This is a genomic window from Streptomyces sp. NPDC041784 (assembly GCF_055591025.1).
This window is the reverse complement of the sequence record NZ_JBVJAB010000035.1, coordinates 45001-62258: the sequence shown is the minus strand read 5'-3', so window position 1 is coordinate 62258 and position 17258 is coordinate 45001. Positions and strand designations below refer to the sequence as shown.

Below are 17258 nucleotides of genomic sequence, written 5' to 3'. Positions count from 1 at the left end.
GTTACTCTGGGTTGTCGGCGAGGGATCTCGCCGCCCGGGCGCAGTGGGCGAGGGCCTGGCGGGCGTACGCCGGGGAAGCCCCCGCGAGGCCGCACGCCGGGGTGATCGTGACCGCCTCCGCGAGCAGCCCCGGTCGCAGCCCCAGCCTGCGCCACAGCGTCCTGACACCCATGACGCTACCGGCAGGGTCGGACAATGCGGCATCCGTGCCGGGCACGACACCGGCGAGGAGCCGGGTCCCCCCTTCGACCGCCTCGCCGATCGCGTCCTCGTCACGCTCGGTGAGCAGCGAGAAGTCGAAGGAGATCCCGGCGACGCCGGCCCGGCGCAGCAGGGCGAACGGCACGTCGGGCGCGCACGAGTGGACCACGACGGGTCCGTCGCCGTGCACCCCGACGACGCCCCGGAGCGTGGCCTCGACGAGCTGGCGGTCCACGGCGCGGTGGGTGCGGTAGCCGCTGGCGCTGCGCACGTGGCCGCGCAGGACGGCGGTGAGGGACGGTTCGTCGAGCTGGAGCACGAGCGTGGCGCCGGGTACGCGTCGGCGGACCTCTTCGAGATGCAGCCGCAGGCCCTCGGCGAGGGAGGCGGCGAGGTCGCGGCAGGCGCCGGGGTCGGAGAGGGCGGCCTCGCCGTTCCTCAGCTCCAGGGCGGCGGCGAGCGTCCAGGGCCCGACGGCCTGCACCTTCAACGGGCCCTCGTAGTCCTGGGTGTGCTCCTCCAGGGCGTCGAGGTCCTCCCCCAGCCACGACCTGGCCCGTTTGGTGTCCCGGCCGGGCCGGTCGCCGATCCGCCAGCCGCTGGGCTCCACGCGCGCGTACAGCTCGACGAGCATCCCGGCGGTCCGCCCGATCATGTCCGCGCCGGGGCCGCGGGCCGGCAGCTCGGGCAAGAACGGGAAGTCCTCGAAGGACCCGGTGGCGGTCTTGGCGGCCTCCCGCGCGTCCCCGCCGGGGAGGGAGCCGACGCCGGTGGCGGGGCCGAACCTGAACTGGCTGTTTTCGCTCACCCCGGAAGCCTACGTAACGTCCGGGGGACGCCCGTACACGTCGAGCCGCCGGAAGAAGGCCTCCAGCGCCTCCGGGTCGGCGACCTCCAGGTTGTTGCGGAACCGGCCGCGTTCCCAGGAGATGTCGGTCCGGCCGTGGTGGCTGCCGCTGCCGACGAAGTCGCCGCGGGCGTCCAGCAGGGCCACGGTCAGGCTGCCGTGGCAGCGGCAGATGTCCCCGGTGAAGGCGCCGGACGTGGTCAGCTCCCGCAGTTCGGCCAGGGCGTCGTCGTCGTACACCTCGGCGAGCACACGGCGTGCGGCGAGCGGACCGCCGCCGTCTCCGCCGGCCAGGACGACCGCGGCCTCGGTGCGGGTCCAGACCTCGTCCAGCCAGGCCCGGATCTCCTCACCGTCCGTCATGTCCGCATCACCGCCCGGGCCGCACGGTGAGGTCGTTGACCTCCGCGTCGGCGGGCAGGTCGAGGGCCATCAGGATGGTCGTGGCGACCGACTCGGGGTCGATCCACTCGGCGGGGTCGTACTCCTTGCCCTCCTGCTGGTGGACCTTGGCCTGCATGGGGCTGGCGGTGCGGCCGGGGTAGACGGAGGTGACGCGGACGCCGTTGCCGTGCTCCTCGTGGCGCAGCGCGTCCGCGAGGGCCTTGAGGCCGTGCTTGGAGGCGGCGTACGCGGACCAGTCGGCGCTCGCCCGCAGGCCCGCGCCGGAGTTGACGAAGACCACGTGCCCGCGCGCGGTGCGCAGTTGGGGCAGGAAGTGGCGGGTCAGCTCGGCGGGGGCGATCAGGTTGACGTTGAGCTGGTGGCGCCAGGCCTTGGGGGTCAGGTCGCCGACCGGGCCGAGGTCGACCACTCCGGCGATGTGCAGCAGCGAGTCCACCCGGTCCGGCAGGGTCTGGTGGGAGAAGGCCCAGCTCAGCCGGTCGGGGTCGGCCAGGTCGCCGACGAGGGTGCGCGCCCCGGGGAACTCGGCCGCCAGTTCCTTCGCCCGGCCCGCGTCGCGCGCGTGCAGCACGAGTTCGTCCCCGCGCGCGTGGAGGCGGCGGGCGACCGCCGCGCCGATGCCGGAGCCTGCCCCGGTGATCACATGAGTAGCCATGCCCGCCATGCTCGCATCACCGCGAGGTCAGGCGATGCCCTGGTCCGCCGCGGGAGCCGCCGGAGTCTCAGCCTCCAGGTAGGCGAGCGCGCCGGCCGGCTCCTCCGCGAAGAACACCAGGTCGGCCAGGGGGCGCGGCAGGAAGCCCTCGTCCTCCATGCGCCGGAACTGCGTCTTGAGGCCGTCGTAGAAGCCCGCGGTGTTGAGCAGCACGACCGGCTTGTCGGTGTGCCCGTGCTTCTTCAGCTCCAGGATCTCGGTGGCCTCGTCCAGCGTGCCGGCGCCGCCGACCATGATCACCACCGCGTCGGCCTTCTCCAGCAGCAGCTTCTTGCGTTCGGCGAGGTCCTTGGCGATCACCATCTCGTCGGCACCCGCACGGGCCCTGGCGGCGAGGAAGCCCACGGAGACCCCGCAGAGCCGCCCGCCGGTCTCCTGCACGCCGTCCGCGACGACCTTCATCAGGCCGACGTCGGAGCCGCCCCACACGAGCGTGTGCCCGCCCTTGCCGAGCAGTTCGGCGAACTCGCGCGCGGGCCGGGTGTAGCGGTCGTCGAGGTCGGCGGCGGAGAGGAAGACACAGATACGCATGTCCCCACCGTACGGGGGAAGAACCGGGGGCCCGCGAGCGCTTTTCCAGGTATGGCCCAAGGACACACGATCACCATCGAGCAGGACACCCGGCACGTCAGGGTCGTCCACGGCAACCAGGTGCTCGCCGAGACCGACCGGGCGCTCGCACTGCGCGAGACCGGCTGTCCGGTGCGGTACTACATTCCGGACGCGGACGTGCGCATGGATCTCCTGACCCCGTCCGACACCCACACGTACTGCCCCTTCAAGGGCACGGCGTCGTACTGGTCGCTGCCGGACGCGCCCGACCTCGTCTGGTCGTATCCCGACCCCAAGCCGGACGTCGCGGCGATCAGGAACCACCTCTGCTTCTACGAAGTGGAAGTGTCGTAGTGCCATGACCGGCGTGCCGTGCGGCAGTCTGCTCTGACATGGACAAGAAGACCATTTCGCGCGACGGCACCGAACTCGCCTACGCGCGTGCGGGGCAGGGTCCCGCGGTGATCCTGGTGAGCGGGGCGATGTCCACGGGCGGCACCGTGGCGCCGTTGGCCGGGCTGCTGGCGCGGCGTGCCACCGTCCTCTGGTACGACCGCCGGGGCCGGGGCGAGAGCGGCGACACGGCGCCGTACGCGGTGGAACGCGAGGTCGAGGACCTGGCGGCGCTGATCGACGCGGCGGGCGGCGAGGCGGCGCTGTACGGGATCTCCTCGGGCGGCGCGCTGGCCCTTCAGGCGGCCGCGAGCGGGCTGCCGGTGCGGCGGGTGGCGGTGTACGAGACGCCGTTCGCGCTCGACGAGGAGGCGGCGCGCGAGCGCGCGGCGTACACCGCGCACCTCACCGAGGCCCTCGACCGGGGCCGACGGGGGGACGCCGTGGAGCTGTTCCTGCGGCTGACGGGTCTGGCCGAGGAGATGATCCAGCGGGCCCGCCAGTCGCCGATGTGGGCCGGCATGGAGGCCATCGCGCCCACCCTGGCCTACGACGACGCGGTGATGGCTGGCGGCGCGGTGCCCCGGGAGCGGCTGGCCGAGGTCGGCGTACCGGTGCTCGCGGTGGCGGGCGGGGACAGCCCGCGGTGGCTGCGGGAGGCCGCACACGAGGTCGCGGAGGCGGCACCGGACGGCGCGTACCGGATCCTGGAGGGCCAGACCCACATGGTGGATCCGAACGTCCTGGCGCCGGTCCTGGCAGAGTTCCTCACGTAAGAACAGCGGCCCTGGGACAGCTCCTACCGCGTCACGCCACCCCGGCCGTCGCCCGCACCGTGGACGCGATCGTCGCCGAGCCCACCACGCGCGTGCCGTCGTACAGGACGATCGCCTGGCCGGGGGCCACGCCCCGGACGGGCTCCGCGAAGGTGACCTCGAGGGAGCCGTCGACCAGTTCGGCGGTGACCTCGGTCTCGCCGCCGTGGGCGCGCAGCTGGGCGGTGTAGGTGCCGGGGCCGGTGGGTGCGGTGCCGCACCAGCGGGGCTTGATGGCGGTCAGGCCGCTGACGTCCAGGGAGGCGGCCGGGCCGACCGTCACGGTGTTGTCCACCGGGGAGATGTCGAGGACGTAGCGCGGCTTGCCGTCGGCGGCCGGGGTGCCGATCCGCAGCCCCTTGCGCTGGCCGATGGTGAAGCCGTACGCGCCCTCGTGGGTGCCGATGGTGGCTCCCGACTCGTCGACGATGTCACCCTCGGCCTTGCCGAGGCGCTTGGCCAGGAAACCCTGCGTGTCGCCGTCGGCGATGAAGCAGATGTCGTGGGAGTCGGGCTTCTTGGCGACGGCCAGGCCCCGGCGCTCGGCCTCCGCGCGGATCTCGTCCTTGGTGGTGACGGTGTCGCCGAGCGGGAACAGCGCGTGGGCGAGCTGCTTCTCGTCGAGGACGCCGAGGACGTACGACTGGTCCTTGGCCATGTCGGAGGCGCGGTGCAGTTCGCGCGTGCCGTCCTCGCCGAGGACGATCTGCGCGTAGTGGCCGGTGCACACCGCGTCGAAGCCGAGCGCCAGCGCCTTGTCGAGCAGGGCGGCGAACTTGATCTTCTCGTTGCAGCGCAGGCAGGGGTTGGGGGTGCGGCCGGCCTCGTACTCGGCGACGAAGTCCTCGACGACGTCCTCGCGGAAGCGGTCGGCGAGGTCCCAGACGTAGAACGGGATGCCGATGACGTCGGCGGCACGGCGGGCGTCGCGGGAGTCCTCGATGGTGCAGCAGCCACGCGCGCCCGTGCGGAAGGACTGCGGGTTCGCGGAGAGCGCGAGGTGGACACCCGTCACGTCATGGCCGGCTTCGGCGGCGCGGGCGGCGGCGACGGCGGAGTCGACCCCGCCGGACATGGCGGCGAGTACGCGGAGGGGGCGGGGGCGCGAGGTCTCAGTCATAACCCTTCCAGGGTACGGGGCGCCGGGAACCGGAGCCCGCGCATATCCGTTGACGACCACGAGGGCGAGGAAGGGCAGGCGATGGGGGCGAGAAAGCGCGACTCCGACCGGCGGATCGGCCGGCGGGCTCTGCTGATCGGCGGGGCGGCGGCCGCCGTGGGCTCGGCGGTGCTGGCGCGGGAGGAGCTGGCGGAGCTGTACTGGCGGCTGCCGGGTGTGCGCAAGCCGCGGGTGGAGGGTGCGGTCGACTTCCGGGGCGCGCGCTGGGTGTCTGCCTCGGAGGCGAACTTCCGCTGGGCGGACCGGCCGGACGACTACGGGATCGACATGATCGTCGTGCATGTCACCCAGGGCGGTCTGGCGAGCGCGGTGAAGGCGTTCCAGGACCCCGGCCACCAGGCGGCCGCGCACTACATCGTGGGGCAGGACGGCCGGGTCACGCAGATGATCCGGGAGCTGGACGTGGCCTACCACGCGGGCAACCGCGGGTACAACGAGCGCAGTGTCGGCATCGAGCACGAGGGGTTCGTGGACCGGCCGGAGGACTTCACCGACGCGATGTACGCCGCCTCCGCGCGGCTCGCGGCCGGTGTCTGCCGGCGGTACGGCATACCCGTCGACCGCGAGCACATCGTCGGGCATGTGGAGGTCCCGGGGACGGACCACACCGACCCCGGCGAACACTGGGACTGGGACCGGTACATGAAGCTCGTCGAGGAGGCGCACACCGCCTCCGCGTGAGGCGTGAGGCGTGAGGCGTGAGGCGAGAAGCGTGAGGCGTGAGGCGTGAGGCGAGAAGCGTGAGGCGTGAGGCGTGAGGCGAGAAGCGTGAGGCGTGAGGCGTGAGGCGTGAGGCGTGAGGCGAGAAGCGTGAGGCGTGAGGCGTGAGGCGTGAGGCGTGAGGCGAGAAGCGTGAGGCGTGAGGCGAGAAGCATGACGGGCAGCGCGTGACGCAGGTCACACACCCTCAATCATGTGAACCCGCACCAGGACAGCCCGTCCGACATGTCCCGCGCTCCGGGCATGACCTGCGGCACGCCAACTCTACTTTCTTTCAAGGGAGTTGGCGGGGAAGCCGACCGCACAGCCTCCCGGGCTCGCTCCTAATTTCACCCCAGTCTTTACATAGCCCTTAGCCCCAAGCTCCACGCCCATGACGCACACCACAGAACCCGCCTCCGGCGCGGAACGGCAGCGCAAGGGCGGCAAGGGCCTGCACCGGCGGAGGTTCCTCGGCGGGATGGCCGGGGTCGGACTGGGCGCGGCCGGCGCGGCGGGAGCGACCTTCTCCCTGCTCAGCGGCGGCAACGCCAACAAGGCGTCCGCCGCGGACGCCACCGGCACCCTCACCATCCCGGACCTGCTGGAGGGCACAGCCTCCGACGGCACCACCACCTACACCCGCACACTGGCGCGACACTCCCAGCTCCTTGGCCACGTGTGCCACCGGACGCAGGTCATGCACGACACGGCGCACCAGAAGACATCTGCCGTGATAGGTCAGCCGGGCATTAGCGTGAGTCACCGAGACCTCCGGTTGTGGTGAAGACAGGCATCTCCACTACGCCCGGAGGTCTTCTCTTGATCAACTACCGACGCGAGTCACCAACCTCTTGGCCGAGTACACCTAGGGTCTGTCCGCCTCGCGGTCAGGACGGCGGCGGGTCAGCAGACGGGTGACACCGCCGTCGTCCTCCAGGATGTCCCGGACGTGCTCGAAGCCGATCCGGCCCAGCAGGGTCAGCGAGCCCTCGTTCTCCGCGGCCACGGTGGCGTGCACCGCGGACAGCCCGAGGGTGTCGAAGCCGTGGGCGACGAGTCGCTCCGCCAGTTCGGTCCCCAGGCCGCCGCCCCAGACCTCGGGGAGCAGGGCGTAGACGATCTCGTGGCCCGCGGCTGCCTCGGTCGGTTTGATCTCCGCGTGCCCGATCAGCCGCCCGTCCCGGCGCACCGCCCAGACGTCGAACAGGTCCTGGGCGTAGACCTTGGTGAACACCCGTCGGAACAGGGCGCGGTCGTCCGCCTCGGAGGAGGGTCCGTCACCCATCCACCGGGACACCCTCGGGTCCTGGAACAGGGCGACGAAGCTCTCCTCGTCCCGCGGGACGTAGGGGTCCAGGAGCAGCCGGGCGGTGCGCAGCGTCGGGGTCACGAGTGGCGACGCTAACCAGCCCCGTCCCGGAGGGGCAAGCCGGTTTCGCCCGCGGCGCGCGGGGTCAGGTCAGGCCGGCCGCGCGGGCCCGTTCCACCGCCGGGCCTATGGCCTTGGCGACGGCCTCGACGTCGGCCTCGGTGGAGGTGTGGCCGAGGGAGAAGCGGAGGGTGCCGCGGGCCAGGTCCGGGTCGGTGCCGGTGGCGAGCAGGACGTGGCTGGGCTGGGCGACACCGGCGGTGCAGGCGGAGCCGGTGGAGCACTCGATGCCCTGGGCGTCGAGCAGCAGCAGCAGCGAGTCTCCCTCGCAGCCGGGGAAGGTGAAGTGGGCGTTGGCCGGGAGGCGGCCCCCCGGTGCCGGGTCCCCGCCGAGGATCGCGTCCGGGACGGCCGTACGGACCGCGGTGACCAGGGCGTCGCGCAGGGCGCCGATCTCGCGGGCGAACCACTCGCGCTGTTCGGCGGCGAGCCGGCCGGCGACCGCGAAGGAGGCGATCGCGGGGACGTCGAGGGTGCCGGAGCGGACGTGGCGTTCCTGGCCGCCGCCGTGCAGGACGGGTACGGGGCTGTACTCGCGGCCCAGCAGCAGCGCGCCGATGCCGTAGGGGCCGCCGACCTTGTGGCCGGAGACGGTCATCGCGGCGAGGCCGGAGGCGGCGAAGTCGACCGGGAGCTGACCGAAGGCCTGGACGGCGTCGGCGTGCAGCGGGACGCCGAACTCGGCGGCGACGTCGGCGAGTTCATGGACCGGCAGGACCGTGCCGATCTCGTTGTTGGCCCACATGACGGTGGCCAGGGCGACGTCGTCGGGGTTGCGGGCGATCGCCGCGCGCAGCGCTTCGGGGTGGACGCGGCCGTATCCGTCGACCGGGAGGTACTCGACCGTGGCGCCCTCGTGCTCGCCCAGCCAGTGCACGGCGTCGAGGACCGCGTGATGCTCGACGGGGCTGGCCAGGACGCGGGTGCGGGCCGGGTCGGCGTCTCGGCGCGACCAGTACAGGCCCTTGACGGCGAGGTTGTCGGCCTCGGTGCCGCCGGAGGTGAACACGACCTCGCTCGGGCGGGCGCCGAGCGCTTCCGCGAGGGTTTCGCGGGCTTCCTCGACCGTACGGCGGGCCTTGCGGCCGGACGCGTGCAGGGAGGAGGCATTGCCGGTGACGCTCAGGTGCGCGGCGAGTGCCTCGACCGCCTCCGGGAGCATCGGGGTGGTCGCGGCGTGGTCGAGGTAAGCCATGGTGACCCCGATTCTACGGGGCCCGGTGGCGGGCCTCGCCGCATGGTCGGCCGTGCGGGGGCCTCATGGGTGCGCGGCGGTCAGAAGCTCCACGAGATCGTCGAGTCCGCCTGCATGAAGGCGAACAGGACCAGCAGGTCAGCGACGCCCAGGGCGAGACCGAGGAAGGCGCGGCCGCGGCGGGCCGTACCGCGCCAGAGGGCGACGGCCGCCAGGACGATGGCGACGGGGCCGAGGAATACGTTGAGGACGAGCAGGCCCAGCAGGCCCAGGACGAACGACGCGACGGCCATGCCGTCGGCGTCGCGGGCGGCGGTGCGCGGGGTGGCCGGTGCGGTGAGGTGCATGGCGGGTCAGCTCCTGTGGATGCGCGGTGCGCGGGTCAGTGGGTCGAGGTGTGCCGGCGGCGGCCGTGGCGCTCGCGCAGCGCGAAGATGCCGAGCCAGGCGGCGATCACGGTGGCGGCGACGAGGGTGAAGGTGAACGGCGCGTGGGCCACGGTGCCCATGACGACGCCGAGCAGCAGAAGTGCGGCGACGAGGAACAGCACGGGATGAAACCCCCTCCGGACGGCCTTACCGGCCGTCTCTCGTTACGTTTCGGTGAACAGTTGTAGTAACACTTGTTCACTGACTCTTGAGTCTAGCGCGTCCGACGACTTTTCAATTACGGAGAACAGTTGTTAACTGGATGACATGAGTCACACCGTCGGCATCCGGCAGGCCCAGAAACAGAAGACCCGGCAGGCACTCCTGGACGCGGCGCTCGGCCTGCTGGAGGAGCAGAGTCTGAGCAGCCTGGGCCTGCGCGAGGTCACCCGTGCCGTCGGGGTCGCCCCGACCGCCTTCTACCGGCACTTCCGCTCCACCGCGGACCTCGGTGTGGCGCTGGTCGAGGAGGCGCTGGGCAGCCTGCACCCGATGATCCAGAACACCGTGGCCGGCGCCCGCACCAGCGAGGAACGCATCACCCGGGCCGTCGAGCTGATCTCCCATCATGTGCACACCCAGCCGGCCCATGTCCGGTTCATCGCGCGGGAGCGGCACGGCGGGGTGCAGCCCGTGCGCGAGGCGATCCGCAGCCAACTGGGCCGGTTCGCCGAGGAGGTGAAGGCCGAGCTGGCCAAGGACCCCGAATCGGCGGGCTGGAGCGAGGAGGACCTGCTGATGCTGGCGCACCTCTTCGTCGACCAGATGCTCGTCACGGCCTCGCTCTTCCTGGAGTCCCTGGAGACCCCGGAGGAGGAGCAGGCGCGCGTCACCCAGCTCGTCACCCGCCAGATGCGGCTGATCAGCATCGGCCGCCACCACTGGCTCGACTGAGGGGCGCGGGCGCCCGCACGCGCAGGGGCGGCGCACCCGCTTCCGAGTGCGCCGCCCCTGAACGAGGTGCCGAACGAGGTGGGTTCGCCGGTCAGCCCTGCTGCTGCGCCTGCTGGCCCTGCCCCTGCTGACCGCCGCCCGGCCCGCCGCAGCCGCCGCCCTGGCCACCGCCCGGACCGCCCTGGCCGCCGCCGGGAGCGCCGCTCGGCATGCCCGACGGGACACCGGTGGGCGTGCCCGTCGGAGTGCCCGTGGGCTGCCCCGAGGCGGCTCCGCTCGGCGCGCCCGACGGAGCACCGCTGGGCGCCCCGCTCGGCGCCCCGCTGGGCATGCCCGAGGGCGGCTGGCAGGTCTGCCGGCCGGAGGTGCCGCTGTTCGAGGACGACGAGTCGCCCGAGCCGCAGGCCGCGAGGGCGAGGGGCGAGAGCGCCAGCAGCGTCACCGCGGGGACGAGACGCTTCGGCATCGGCACACGCTTCATGAGAAACAGCTCCAAGCGAGATGAGGGAGTCCTGAGGCGGGAACTGTGACAACGCCGACCTGGGCTTCCTTGGGCCTCCTCTGTCGGCCGCCTGTCAATCGGGTAAAGCGCGCCTCAAGAAACCTCTCCGACCTGGGAGTTCAGCCCTGGGGCCCGGTCGCGCGCTGGTACAGCTCCGTGACACGGGCGGCCACCGCGCGCAGCTCCTCGCGCACCTCGGTCGGCGCGAGGACCTCCACCTCGTCGGAGAACGCGAGGAGTTGACGCGCCTCGCCGACGGCTCGGTACGACAGCCGGGCGGTCACCCGGTCCTCCTCCCCCTGTTCGTCGGGGAGTTCGACGAGCCGGGCGGCGTTCAGGCGCAGGAACAGGTCGAGCCGGTCGCGCCGCACCCGCACGGTGACGTCGACGCCGCCGGGACGCTCCTCGACCTCGCGGCACACCACCTCCCAGGCGTCGGCGAGTTCGACGCCCGGCCGCCGCCGTACGGGTTCGTCCAGCACCCTGGCCGAGCGCACCCGGTCGGCACGGAACAGCCGCGGTCTCCCGCGCCGGTCGGCGACCAGGTACCAGACCCCCGCCTTGGCGACGAGGCCGTACGGGTCGACGGTGTACGTGCGCGGCTCGGGCGCGCCGCTGTGCCGGTAGCTCAGCCGCAGCCGCCGGTCGGTGAAGACGGCGTCCCGCAGGGTCTCCAGGTCGACGGCCGGCCGGGGGCCGCCCTTCCAGCGGGTGGCGTCGACCAGGATCCGGCGGCTGGTCACCTCGGCGGCCGGGCGGTGCGGGGCCGGCAGCGCGGCCATCACCTTGCGCAGCGCGGAGCCGAGCGCCGCGTCCAGGCCGAGGGCGGCGTGCGCGCCCTGCGCGGCGAGGACGAACAGGGCGCGGGACTCGTCGGCGGTCAGACCGGTGACGTCCGTGCGGTAGCCGGGGAGCAGCTCGATGCCGCCGTGCCGGCCGCGTTCGGCGTAGACCGGGACGCCGGCGGCGGACAGCGCCTCCACGTCCCGGTAGACGGTGCGCACCGACACCTCGAGCCGCTCGGCGAGTTCGGGGGCGGGAACCCGGCCCCGGGTCTGGAGGAGCAGCAGGATCGACAGAAGGCGGTCGGACTTCACCGCGCCAGGATCCCGCCGTTCGGGTCAGGACGGCAATGCATGACGGCGGATGTCAGGTTTTCCGGGAAGTCTCCGGGGAGCAAACCGCTCGCAGAGAGGCACCGTCATGACCGACCCCCGCCCCCTGTACACCCGGGCCACCGCGCAGGCCGCCGAGCTGATCAGGACCGTACGGCCCGAGCAGCTGGACGGCCCCACGCCGTGCGCCGAGTACGACGTCCGCACGCTGCTCAGCCATATCGTGGGCGGCACGCGGCGGATCGTGGTCTACGGCGAGGGCGGCGACGGGCCGGCCGTACGGATGTTCGTCGACCGGGTGCCGGACGACGGCTGGCCGCGGGCGTACGACGAGGTCCGGACCAGGGCCCTGGCGGCCTGGGCGGACGACGAGCGCATGGCACGGCCGGTGCGGGTGCCGTGGGGCGAGATCAGCGGCCGGGACGCCCTGTCGGCGTACGTCATGGAGATCGTGGCGCACACCTGGGACCTCTCCGAGGGCCTCGGGCGGCCGCTGGAACTCGACCCGGAACTGGCCGAGTTCTCCCTCGCTGCCGCGCACGAGGCCCTGCCCGACGGCCCGCGCGAGGGGCGGCCGTTCGAGCCCGCGCTGCCCGCCCCCGAAGGGGCGGACAGTTACGAGCGGCTGGCCGCCTGGCTGGGGCGCGCGCCGCTCAGCCGAGCCTGACCCGCGCCAGCTGCCGGGACTGGGCCACGAGGCGGTCCTGGCTGTCCCAGACCTCCGCGTCCTCCTCCAGGAAGCCGCCGGCGAGGTTGCGGGTGGTGATGGAGACGCGCAGCGGGCCCGGGGCGGGGCGGGCGCGGACGTGGACGGTGAGTTCGACCGTGGGGACCCAGCCGCGCAGACCGATCTCGAAGGCGGTCGGCGGCAGCGCGTCCACCGCGAGGAGGAGGGAGAGCGGGTCGGGGTCGCGGCCGTCCTTCAGCCCGAACCAGGCCCGCATCTCGCCCTTGCCGGTGGGCTGTCCGAGCGCCCAGCCCAGGGTCGAGGGGTCGAGCTTGAGCATCAGCCGGTCGGCGATCGCGGAGCTGCCGTCGACCGGCGCCGGTCCGTCCTCGGGGCCGAAGCACTGCTCGATCGGCGGGATCGCGGGCGGCTTCGCCGTCGTCCGCACGTCGTCGGGCAGGGCGTCCAGGTCGCCGTAGGAGGCGAGGACACGGATCCGCTCGACCTCGTTGCCCTCCTCGTCGTACTGGAGGAGCGAGGCCTGGCCGGTGGAGAGGGTGCGGCCGGTGCGGACCACGTCCGTGCGGACGACGGCCGGGCCCGGCTGGGAGGCGGTGAGGTAGTGCGCCGAGATCGTGAACGGGTCCTGGTGGGGCAGGGCGTCCGCGAGGGCGCGGCCGAGGACGGCGAGCAGATAGCCGCCGTTGACGGCGCTGATGATCGTCCAGCCGGCCGAGAGGTCGATGTCGTAGACGCCGGGTGCGCGCCGGGTCAGCGCGGTGTCCCGGTCGAACTCGCTGTCGCCTGTGATGGCCCGCGCGGCCACCGCGGTTGCTGCTTCTGACATGCCTGAACGGTACAACAGCTCATTACTAAGCGGTAGCTTTTGTCGTAGCCTCCGCTACAGCCCGACAGCGGCGCCGGATCACGGCCCGCCCGCGCGCCCGCGCGACTACTCCTCGCGCACCGTCGAGCGCCGGTTCCACGCGCGAGGCGCCCGCCAGTGGTACCGCATCGCGAGCAGCCGCAGCACGAAGGCCGTGACGGCGGCGAAACCGCTGGCCAGGGGGGTGAGAACGTCGTAGTGGATACAGATCACCACCATGGTGGCGCCCACGATCGCCGGGACCGCGTAGAGGTCGCGGTCCCAGCGCAGCAGCGAGGGCACCTCGTTGGCCAGTACGTCCCGCAGCACACCGCCGCCGACGGCGGTGGCCAGGCCCAGTGCCGCCGACGCGGTGAGGTTGAGGCCGTAGTCGTACGCCTTCGTCGTGCCCGTGACACAGAACAGACCGAGGCCGGCCGCGTCGAAGACGTTCACGCCCGTCTGGATCCGCTCCACCTGCGGGTGGAGGAAGATCACCAGCAAGGCGGCGAGCAGCGGGGTGAGGAAGTACCCGAGGTCGGTGAAGGCGGCCGGGGGCACGGCGCCGATGACCATGTCCCGGAACAGCCCGCCGCCCAGCGCGGTGACCTCGGCGAGGACGGCGATGCCGAAGACGTCGAAGTTCTTGCGGACGGCCAGCAGCGCGCCCGAGATGGCGAACACGAAGATGCCGATCAGGTCGAGCGTGTGCTGGACGGACGGGCTGAAAATCTGCTGCATCACCCTTACATTGTGACGCAACACAGAGCCCCCGCCTTACATTGCAAGGCGGGGGCTCTGTGTTGGGTTACTTGTCGCCGGTTTCCTTGGCGACCTTGGTCTCCGCGGGGGCCTCGGTCTCCGCAGCGGCCTCGGTCTCCTCGGCGGGGGCCTCGTCCGTGGCGGGCTCGGTCGCCTCCGGGGCGGCCTCCTCCGTGGTGGCCTCCTCCGTCGTGGTCGCCTCCGTCGTGGTCGCCTCCGTCGTGGTCGCCTCCGTGGCGGCCACCTCCGCCGCCACCGCCGCCGACGTCTCCGCCGACTCCGCGAGCACCTCGTCGGCCACCAGCTCCGCCGCCTCCTTCGCGGCGGTCAGCAGGACGGTGTCCTGCGGGGCCTGGTCCGCGAAGTTCTCCGGGTGGTGGCAGGCGACCTGCTGGCCGGTCCGCAGCTCGATCAGCTTCGGCTCGGTGGTCTTGCAGATCTCCGTGGCCTTCCAGCACCGGGTGTGGAAGCGGCAGCCGCTCGGCGGCGAGATCGGCGAGGGCACGTCACCCTTGAGCAGGATCCGCTCGCTCTTGGCGTTCTTGCGCCTCGGGTCCGGGATCGGAACCGCCGACATGAGCGCCTTGGTGTACGGGTGCATCGGCGACTTGTAGAGCTGCTCGCGGTCGGCCAGCTCCACGATCTTGCCGAGGTACATCACCGCGATCCGGTCCGAGACGTGCCGGACGACCGAGAGGTCGTGCGCGATGATCACGTACGTCAGACCGAGTTCCTGCTGGAGGTCGTCCAGCAGGTTCACGACCTGGGCCTGGATCGACACGTCCAGCGCGGACACCGGCTCGTCGGCCACGACCAGCTTCGGGTTCAGCGCGAGCGCGCGGGCGATGCCGATGCGCTGACGCTGACCGCCGGAGAACTCGTGCGGGTAGCGGTTGTAGTGCTCGGGGTTGAGCCCCACGACCGACAGCAGCCGCTGCACTTCCTTCTTGATGCCGCCCTCGGGCGTCACGCCCTGGAGCTTGAAGGGAGCGCCGATGATCGTGCCGATGGTGTGGCGCGGGTTCAGCGACGAGTACGGGTCCTGGAAGATCATCTGCACATCGCGGCGCAGCGGACGCATGCCGCCGACGCCGAGGTGCGTGATGTCCTTGCCCTGGAACTCGATCGTGCCGCCGGTCGGCTCGAGCAGCCGGGTGATCAGCCGGCCCATTGTCGACTTGCCGCAGCCGGACTCGCCCACGACGCCGAGCGTCTCGCCGGAGCGGACCTCGAAGTCCAGGCCGTCGACCGCGTGCACCGCCCCGACCTGCCGCTGGAGCAGGCCCTTCTTGATGGGGAAGTGCTTCTGGAGCCCGGTGACCTTCAGCAGGACCTCGCCGTCGGTCCGGCCCGGGCCCGTGCTCTGCGCGGGAATCGTCACCGCTTTCTCGTCACTCACAGCTTCGGCGCAATCTCTTCGGTCCAGATACGCTCCCGCTGCTCCGTGTCCATGTGGCAGGCCGCCCAGTGACGGCTGCCGACCTCGGCCAGCTCGGGCCGGACGGTGCGGGTGACGTTGTCCTTCGGGAGGTCCGCGTACGGGCAGCGCGGGTTGAAGGCGCAGCCGGACGGGATGTTGATCAGGGAGGGCGGGGAGCCCTTGACCGGGATCAGACGCTCCTGCTGGTCGCGGTCGAGACGCGGCATCGAGCCGAGCAGACCCCAGGTGTAGGGGTGGCGGGGCTCGTAGAACACCTTCTCCGCCGGGCCCCGCTCCACGCAGCGGCCGCCGTACATCACCAGGATGTCGTCGGCCAGTTCGGCCACCACACCCAGGTCGTGGGTGATGACGATGACCGCGGAGCCGAACTCCTTCTGCAGGTCGCGGATCAGGTCGAGGATCTGCGCCTGGACGGTCACGTCGAGGGCGGTCGTCGGCTCGTCCGCGATCAGCAGCTCGGGGTTGTTGACCAGCGACATCGCGATCATCGCGCGCTGGCGCATACCGCCGGAGAACTCGTGCGGGTAGCTGTCCACGCGCTTGTCCGGCTGCGGGATGCCCACCCGGTCGAGCATCTCGACCGCGCGTCGCTTCGCGGTCTTCTTGTCGACGTCGTGGTGGATCCGGTACGCCTCCACGATCTGCTGGCCGATCGTGTAGTACGGGTGCAGCGCCGACAGCGGATCCTGGAAGATCATCGCCATCTCGCGGCCGCGCAGCTTGCGCACGTGGTCCGGGTCGGCGGAGAGCAGCTCGGTGCCGTCCAGCCAGATCTCGCCGGAGATCTGCGCCTTGCGCTTGCCGTACTGGCCGGCGGTGTGCAGGCCCATGATGCCGAGCGAGGTCACCGACTTGCCGGAGCCGGACTCGCCCACGATGCCGAGGGTCTTGCCCTTCTCCAGCTGGAAGCTGAGCCCGTCGACGGACTTGACCAGACCGTCGTCCGTCGGGAAGTGCACCTTGAGGTCGCGTACCTCAAGGAAGGCGGTCGGCGCGGGCGAGGCGGGGGTGGGCTCGCCCACGGCCGCTCCGCTCTTGCTCAGTTCGGTCATGCGAGCCTCACTCGGGGGTCGATCACGGCGTACAGGATGTCCACCACGAGGTTGGCGACGAGCACCGCTACGGAAGTCACCAGGGTGACGCCCAGGATGATGGGCAGGTCCTGGTTCTTGATGGCGTTGAGCACGGCCTGGCCGAGGCCGGGCAGGCTGAACGCCGTCTCGGTCAGGATCGCACCGCCGATGAGGGCACCGAGGTCCATGCCGAGCATGGTCAGCAGGGGCGTCATCGTGGAGCGCATGGCGTGCTTGCCGATGACGGTCTGCTCCTTGAGGCCCTTGGCGCGGGCGGTGCGGATGTAGTCCTCGCCGAGGATCTCGAGCATGGTGGCCCGGGTGATGCGCGCGTACATCGCCGCGTACAGGAAGGCCAGGGTGACCCACGGCAGGATCATGCCGCCGAACCAGCCGCTGAAGCCGTCCTCCAGGGGGACGAACTGCCCGTCGAACAGGTCCAGTCCGTAGACGAAGATCGACAGCGCGACCATGCCGGTGAAGTAGATCGGGAGGGAGACACCCGAGAGCGCGATCACCATCGCGCCGCGGTCCCACAGGCTGCCCCGCTTGAGCGCGGAGAGCACACCGGCCGAGACACCCATGATCAGCCACAGCACGGCGGCACCGAGCGCGAGCGCCAGGGTCACCGGGAAGCGGTCGGTCAGCACCGGCCAGACGGCCTGCTCACTGCGGAAGGAGTAGCCGAAGCACGGCGCGGCACAGTGGATGGTGTCGCCGCCGCCGGTGTAGGTGCGACCGGCGAAGATTCCCTTGAAGAACTCCCAGACCTGGGCGTAGATCGGGTCGCCCAGGCCCAGCTTCTCGCGCACACCCTCGACGGCGGCAGGGTCGGCCTGCTTGCCCACGAAGCTCAAGGCGATGTCGACGCCGGCCCACTTGGGGATGAGGAAGAAGATGCCGAAGACCACCATGACGATGACCACAAGCATCACTGCGGCGGCGAAGAACCGCCTGATGAGGTAAGCGAGCACAGCTCTCGGCCCGCCGCGGACCGGGGGGGGGGGGGGGGGGGGGGGGGGGGGGGGGGGGGGGGGAGGCGGGGGGGGGGGGGGGGGTTTTTTTTTGTGGGTTTGT

21 protein-coding genes and 1 pseudogene are annotated in these 17258 nt (G+C 71.9%); 5 read left to right on the top strand and 17 right to left on the bottom strand.

From position 1 onward, the window contains the following. Position 1 precedes the first annotated feature (1 nt). Genes ACZ6D7_RS40945 through ACZ6D7_RS40930 form a run of 4 tightly spaced genes read right to left on the bottom strand, consistent with a single transcriptional unit; the run spans position 2 to position 2699 of the window. Positions 2-1009 carry a methionine synthase gene (locus ACZ6D7_RS40945; RefSeq protein ID WP_469502213.1) on the bottom strand — a complete coding sequence of 336 codons (1008 nt, stop codon included), beginning with the start codon at positions 1007-1009 and terminating at the stop codon, positions 2-4. A gap of 9 nt (positions 1010-1018) precedes the next feature. Beyond that, positions 1019-1411 (bottom strand): hypothetical protein, encoded by a 393-nt coding sequence (locus ACZ6D7_RS40940; RefSeq protein ID WP_469502211.1) that lies wholly within the window; start codon positions 1409-1411, stop codon positions 1019-1021. A gap of 7 nt (positions 1412-1418) precedes the next feature. Beyond that, complete coding sequence (locus tag ACZ6D7_RS40935) at positions 1419-2117, bottom strand: SDR family oxidoreductase (RefSeq protein WP_469502208.1); 699 nt, start codon at positions 2115-2117, stop codon at positions 1419-1421. A gap of 18 nt (positions 2118-2135) precedes the next feature. Next, a complete protein-coding gene (locus ACZ6D7_RS40930; RefSeq protein ID WP_469502205.1) occupies positions 2136-2699 on the bottom strand; it encodes an LOG family protein in 564 nt (187 codons plus the stop codon). Positions 2700-2750: 51 nt separating this feature from the next. On the opposite strand from ACZ6D7_RS40930, the gene ACZ6D7_RS40925 reads away from it, so the two are divergent. Together ACZ6D7_RS40925 and ACZ6D7_RS40920 are read left to right on the top strand one after the other, a co-directional pair. Further along, a complete protein-coding gene (locus tag ACZ6D7_RS40925) occupies positions 2751-3074 on the top strand; it encodes a DUF427 domain-containing protein (protein WP_469502203.1) in 324 nt (107 codons plus the stop codon). 38 nt (positions 3075-3112) lie between these two features. After that, complete coding sequence (locus tag ACZ6D7_RS40920; RefSeq protein WP_469502200.1) at positions 3113-3889, top strand: alpha/beta fold hydrolase; 777 nt, start codon at positions 3113-3115, stop codon at positions 3887-3889. Positions 3890-3920: 31 nt separating this feature from the next. Here the strand turns inward: ACZ6D7_RS40920 and mnmA are convergent, their stop codons facing one another. Continuing rightward, positions 3921-5048: a tRNA 2-thiouridine(34) synthase MnmA gene (gene mnmA, locus ACZ6D7_RS40915; RefSeq protein WP_469502198.1), complete on the bottom strand. Its 1128-nt coding sequence runs from the start codon at positions 5046-5048 to the stop codon at positions 3921-3923. A gap of 81 nt (positions 5049-5129) precedes the next feature. Between mnmA and ACZ6D7_RS40910 the strand changes: the two genes are divergently transcribed. Then, the gene (locus ACZ6D7_RS40910; protein ID WP_469502195.1) at positions 5130-5789 is read left to right on the top strand and encodes an N-acetylmuramoyl-L-alanine amidase; all 660 of its coding nucleotides are present in this window, start codon (positions 5130-5132) and stop codon (positions 5787-5789) included. 661 nt (positions 5790-6450) lie between these two features. Here the strand turns inward: ACZ6D7_RS40910 and ACZ6D7_RS40905 are convergent. The 5 genes and pseudogenes from ACZ6D7_RS40905 to ACZ6D7_RS40885 all read right to left on the bottom strand — a co-directional run. Then, a pseudogene (locus ACZ6D7_RS40905) lies at positions 6451-6573 on the bottom strand (IS481 family transposase); the annotation flags it as partial. Positions 6574-6675: 102 nt separating this feature from the next. Further along, positions 6676-7200: a GNAT family N-acetyltransferase gene (locus ACZ6D7_RS40900; protein ID WP_469502193.1), complete on the bottom strand. Its 525-nt coding sequence runs from the start codon at positions 7198-7200 to the stop codon at positions 6676-6678. Between the two features lie 64 nt (positions 7201-7264). Next, positions 7265-8434, bottom strand: coding sequence for a cysteine desulfurase family protein (locus tag ACZ6D7_RS40895; RefSeq protein ID WP_469502188.1), 1170 nt, complete (start codon positions 8432-8434; stop codon positions 7265-7267). An 80-nt stretch (positions 8435-8514) separates the two neighbouring features. Continuing rightward, positions 8515-8781 carry a DUF4190 domain-containing protein gene (locus tag ACZ6D7_RS40890; RefSeq protein WP_469502185.1) on the bottom strand — a complete coding sequence of 89 codons (267 nt, stop codon included), beginning with the start codon at positions 8779-8781 and terminating at the stop codon, positions 8515-8517. Between the two features lie 35 nt (positions 8782-8816). Continuing rightward, the gene (locus ACZ6D7_RS40885) at positions 8817-8984 is read right to left on the bottom strand and encodes a hypothetical protein (RefSeq protein ID WP_469502183.1); all 168 of its coding nucleotides are present in this window, start codon (positions 8982-8984) and stop codon (positions 8817-8819) included. Positions 8985-9129: 145 nt separating this feature from the next. Here ACZ6D7_RS40885 and ACZ6D7_RS40880 point away from each other — a divergent pair, with 145 nt between their 5' ends. Next, the gene (locus ACZ6D7_RS40880; protein ID WP_469502181.1) at positions 9130-9756 is read left to right on the top strand and encodes a TetR family transcriptional regulator; all 627 of its coding nucleotides are present in this window, start codon (positions 9130-9132) and stop codon (positions 9754-9756) included. Positions 9757-9847: 91 nt separating this feature from the next. On the opposite strand, the gene ACZ6D7_RS40875 is transcribed toward ACZ6D7_RS40880, so the two are convergent. Together ACZ6D7_RS40875 and ACZ6D7_RS40870 are read right to left on the bottom strand one after the other, a co-directional pair. Then, positions 9848-10222: a hypothetical protein gene (locus ACZ6D7_RS40875; protein WP_469502179.1), complete on the bottom strand. Its 375-nt coding sequence runs from the start codon at positions 10220-10222 to the stop codon at positions 9848-9850. A 155-nt stretch (positions 10223-10377) separates the two neighbouring features. After that, complete coding sequence (locus tag ACZ6D7_RS40870) at positions 10378-11355, bottom strand: helix-turn-helix transcriptional regulator (RefSeq protein ID WP_469502177.1); 978 nt, start codon at positions 11353-11355, stop codon at positions 10378-10380. A 106-nt stretch (positions 11356-11461) separates the two neighbouring features. Between ACZ6D7_RS40870 and ACZ6D7_RS40865 the strand changes: the two genes are divergently transcribed. Next, the gene (locus ACZ6D7_RS40865) at positions 11462-12040 is read left to right on the top strand and encodes a TIGR03086 family metal-binding protein (RefSeq protein ID WP_469502174.1); all 579 of its coding nucleotides are present in this window, start codon (positions 11462-11464) and stop codon (positions 12038-12040) included. Here the strand turns inward: ACZ6D7_RS40865 and ACZ6D7_RS40860 are convergent. The 5 genes from ACZ6D7_RS40860 to ACZ6D7_RS40840 form a co-directional block, all read right to left on the bottom strand. Beyond that, complete coding sequence (locus ACZ6D7_RS40860) at positions 12027-12887, bottom strand: thioesterase family protein (RefSeq protein ID WP_469502171.1); 861 nt, start codon at positions 12885-12887, stop codon at positions 12027-12029. The two genes, ACZ6D7_RS40865 and ACZ6D7_RS40860, sit on opposite strands and share 14 nt — an antisense overlap. 105 nt (positions 12888-12992) lie before the next feature. Beyond that, entirely contained in the window at positions 12993-13649 is a 657-nt protein-coding gene (locus tag ACZ6D7_RS40855) for a trimeric intracellular cation channel family protein (RefSeq protein ID WP_469502168.1), read from the bottom strand. A gap of 64 nt (positions 13650-13713) precedes the next feature. Beyond that, positions 13714-15048, bottom strand: coding sequence for an ABC transporter ATP-binding protein (locus ACZ6D7_RS40850; protein ID WP_469502247.1), 1335 nt, complete (start codon positions 15046-15048; stop codon positions 13714-13716). A gap of 14 nt (positions 15049-15062) precedes the next feature. Then, a complete protein-coding gene (locus ACZ6D7_RS40845) occupies positions 15063-16160 on the bottom strand; it encodes an ABC transporter ATP-binding protein (RefSeq protein ID WP_469502165.1) in 1098 nt (365 codons plus the stop codon). Beyond that, complete coding sequence (locus tag ACZ6D7_RS40840; protein WP_469502163.1) at positions 16157-17155, bottom strand: ABC transporter permease; 999 nt, start codon at positions 17153-17155, stop codon at positions 16157-16159. Before ACZ6D7_RS40840 ends, ACZ6D7_RS40845 begins: the two co-directional genes overlap by 4 nt. Positions 17156-17258: the final 103 nt, after the last annotated feature.

Bases quoted from the DNA above. Each gene is read 5' to 3' on its own strand.
- ACZ6D7_RS40910 (WP_469502195.1), top strand. From the start codon at position 5,130: ATGGGGGCGAGAAAGCGCGACTCCGACCGGCGGATCGGCCGGCGGGCT.
- ACZ6D7_RS40935 (WP_469502208.1), bottom strand. From the start codon at position 2,117: ATGGCGGGCATGGCTACTCATGTGATCACCGGGGCAGGCTCCGGCATC.
- ACZ6D7_RS40925 (WP_469502203.1), top strand. From the start codon at position 2,751: ATGGCCCAAGGACACACGATCACCATCGAGCAGGACACCCGGCACGTC.
- ACZ6D7_RS40880 (WP_469502181.1), top strand. From the start codon at position 9,130: ATGAGTCACACCGTCGGCATCCGGCAGGCCCAGAAACAGAAGACCCGG.
- ACZ6D7_RS40845 (WP_469502165.1), bottom strand. From the start codon at position 16,160: ATGACCGAACTGAGCAAGAGCGGAGCGGCCGTGGGCGAGCCCACCCCC.
- ACZ6D7_RS40875 (WP_469502179.1), bottom strand. From the start codon at position 10,222: ATGCCGAAGCGTCTCGTCCCCGCGGTGACGCTGCTGGCGCTCTCGCCC.
- ACZ6D7_RS40865 (WP_469502174.1), top strand. From the start codon at position 11,462: ATGACCGACCCCCGCCCCCTGTACACCCGGGCCACCGCGCAGGCCGCC.
- ACZ6D7_RS40860 (WP_469502171.1), bottom strand. From the start codon at position 12,887: ATGTCAGAAGCAGCAACCGCGGTGGCCGCGCGGGCCATCACAGGCGAC.
- mnmA (WP_469502198.1), bottom strand. From the start codon at position 5,048: ATGACTGAGACCTCGCGCCCCCGCCCCCTCCGCGTACTCGCCGCCATG.
- ACZ6D7_RS40940 (WP_469502211.1), bottom strand. From the start codon at position 1,411: ATGACGGACGGTGAGGAGATCCGGGCCTGGCTGGACGAGGTCTGGACC.
- ACZ6D7_RS40920 (WP_469502200.1), top strand. From the start codon at position 3,113: ATGGACAAGAAGACCATTTCGCGCGACGGCACCGAACTCGCCTACGCG.
- ACZ6D7_RS40930 (WP_469502205.1), bottom strand. From the start codon at position 2,699: ATGCGTATCTGTGTCTTCCTCTCCGCCGCCGACCTCGACGACCGCTAC.
- ACZ6D7_RS40890 (WP_469502185.1), bottom strand. From the start codon at position 8,781: ATGCACCTCACCGCACCGGCCACCCCGCGCACCGCCGCCCGCGACGCC.
- ACZ6D7_RS40895 (WP_469502188.1), bottom strand. From the start codon at position 8,434: ATGGCTTACCTCGACCACGCCGCGACCACCCCGATGCTCCCGGAGGCG.